Below are 2675 nucleotides of genomic sequence, written 5' to 3' on the forward strand. Positions count from 1 at the left end.
GTTAAACCTGATGTCATGCTATTGGATAAAGAAAAAACGTGGGAGGCGCAGGCGCTGTCTATATTGCGTGAGCAGATACAGACTGACGGCATACGCTTTATAAATAAAAAAGAACAAAAAACCCAAGGTCAATAAGTTATGAATAATACAGCCATCTAGCGTTTTACCAAGTGACAGGGATGTAACCTTACTGACTTGCTGCTAATCTACTTGCTTATCTTCTGCGATATCTAGTTTTTTCATACGATATCTTAAGGAGCGAAACGTAGTCCCTAAACGCTCGGCGGCTTGAGTTTTATTCCAGTCAGTTTGTTTCAAAGCAGTGAGAATCAACTGTTTTTCTTGTTCTAACAGATACTGCTCGAGTCCCTCTACTGGCAACTGTTCTACAGAAGTTTGAGACACAATCGCATTAGCATCAGTCGCTTGCTCGTTAGTAGAGGTGACGTGTTCTGGTTTTTGCTGGCCAATCGGATTATCAAAAGCTACCGCGCCGCGCTCGATCGCTAACGTGTGTCTAATAGCAGAAGGGTAGTGCTGAGTGGTCGTCCGATAAGGATACGCCGCCGTAGAATGCGGTTTGTCTATACTATTATCTTGAATGCTACTATTATCTTGAATGCTACTGCTATCTTGTGTAGTCGGCGGTACTGCGTTGTCAGCCGCATGATCGTCTGCAAGACTGGTTTTTGCGTTTGTCGTTTGCTCCGGTGCTGATACTTCACCAAGTCCTAAATGGGTGACATCGATCACTGAGGTATCAGCCAAAGTAATCGCGCGCTCAAGTAAGTTACGCAGCTCACGCACATTGCCTGCAAACTCGTGTTGCTGCAAGCGCAGGCAAGCCTCATCCGTAATTGTCGGATGCGTATCAAGTTGCCATTCACACGCGATCATATCCAAAAAATGCGTCGTCAAAATAGGGATATCATCACGGCGAGTATTGAGCGCTGGCAGTTTAAGCTCGATGACGTTGATGCGATAATATAAATCTTGCCTAAATGTACCTCTTTGTACCAATTGATCTAAATCTTTGTGAGTCGCTGATAGTATACGTATATCTACAGGCACCTCTTTGGTATCACCAATGGCGCGGACGGTTTTTTCTTGAATAGCTCGCAGTAGTTTGACTTGCATGGCAAGCGGCAAATCCGCCACTTCATCTAAAAATAACGTACCTCCATTGGCTTGTTGAAACAGCCCTTGTTTATCTGCGACCGCACCTGTAAAGCTGCCCTTTTTATGACCAAAAAACTCTGACTCCATCAGCTCTGAGGGAATAGCGCCGCAGTTTACAGCGACAAAACTACCCTCGCGGCGCGGACTTAAGTCATGAATCAAACGCGCGACGACCTCTTTGCCCGTGCCTGACGCGCCAGATAAGAACACAGGCGCTTGCGAGCGTGCCAGCTTGAGTACCGTTTTTTTGAGCGTGAGCATAACCTTAGCATTGCCGATAAGGCGCTCATCTAACATCTGCTGTTCAGGATTTGACTCAGGTTCAGATTCAGCTTTATGATCTTGGTGAATTACCTTTAGCGCACTCTCTACCAGTTGCCGTAGGCGCGGAAGCTCAAGGGGTTTATTGACAAAATCAAAGGCACCAATCTTTAGAGCCTCAATAGCCAGATCCATACTGCCATAAGCAGTAATCACCGCAACTGGACTGGTTGAGCTATTACTAATGAGTTTGACCAGATCTAGACCTGAACCATCAGGTAAGTTTAGATCCGTTAAACAAAAATCGTAGTGGCTCTCTTGCCAGTATTCTTTTGCCTGCGCCAAAGTATAAGCGACATCACTTTTGATACCCATTTTAGTCAAGGTAATTTGCATCAGGCGGCATAGATCAACTTCATCGTCGACGACAAGGGCAGTCGTGGTCATAGATATCCTTATTGTATTCAGGTAGCGCAGACAGCTATCGGCTTATAAAGTGCTCGTTCACAAAGTGCTGAATGTTATAATATCAGTATATAACGACTTTTAGTTTACGTTCTCATCATTTGTTTGTCGATAGCAGGGGCGATTAGGCGAAAACAAGTTTTTTCGTGTTCAGGGACATACGTTAAGCGCGCTTGATTAGCCTCGCAAAAGGCTTGTGACAAATACAAACCCAAACCTGTACCTGAAGTATCTGTAGTAAAAAACGGGTTGAACAACTGCTCTATGTCGGCCAAGTCCACGCCTGCGCCATCATCTAATATATCAATAGCTATTTCATTATTGATGTAATAGATCTCAATTTTGACATAAGCATGAGGGTGCGAGTAGCTGCTGTAACGCAGGCCATTGTTAATCAAGTTGATCAGTACTTGTTCTAATTGATGCGGATCAAATTGAATCATGGGCTGATCTTGAATACTCAAAAACACATCATGCTCTTTAAAGTAATTTTCTATAAATTCAGGTATCCACCCAGCCAAAGCAATAGCTTGCTGCGCTGCGCTTTGCTGGCGAGATAACTTTAGAATGTCTTCAATGATACGATTGACGCGTTTGGTTTGCGTAAATATCATCTTGTACAGCTCATGGTTGTTAGCCACCGATGCTGACAACTCACTCTCGTTTTCAGCCTCCAAAGTATCTTCCATCAATAGCTCGCTGGCTTGGGAGATAGTGGCAAGAGGGTTTCTGATTTCGTGTGCGATACTGGCAGTCAATTGACCTAAAGA

2 protein-coding genes are annotated in these 2675 nt (G+C 44.3%); both read right to left on the bottom strand.

The window, feature by feature from the left end; translation table 11 throughout:
- Positions 1-201: 201 nt before the first annotated feature.
- Positions 202-1887 (bottom strand): sigma-54-dependent transcriptional regulator, encoded by a 1686-nt coding sequence (locus tag ACTXGO_RS12180; protein ID WP_443574737.1) that lies wholly within the window; start codon positions 1885-1887, stop codon positions 202-204.
- Positions 1888-1991: 104 nt separating this feature from the next.
- Positions 1992-2675, bottom strand: a 684-nt coding sequence (locus ACTXGO_RS12185) for a sensor histidine kinase (protein WP_443574738.1), incomplete at its 5' end; no start/stop codon positions are given.

Source organism: Psychrobacter sp. T6-1, assembly GCF_052258445.1.

Excerpts from the sequence above, each read along its gene's own strand:
- ACTXGO_RS12180 (WP_443574737.1), bottom strand. The coding sequence starts at position 1,887 with ATGACCACGACTGCCCTTGTCGTCGACGATGAAGTTGATCTATGCCGC.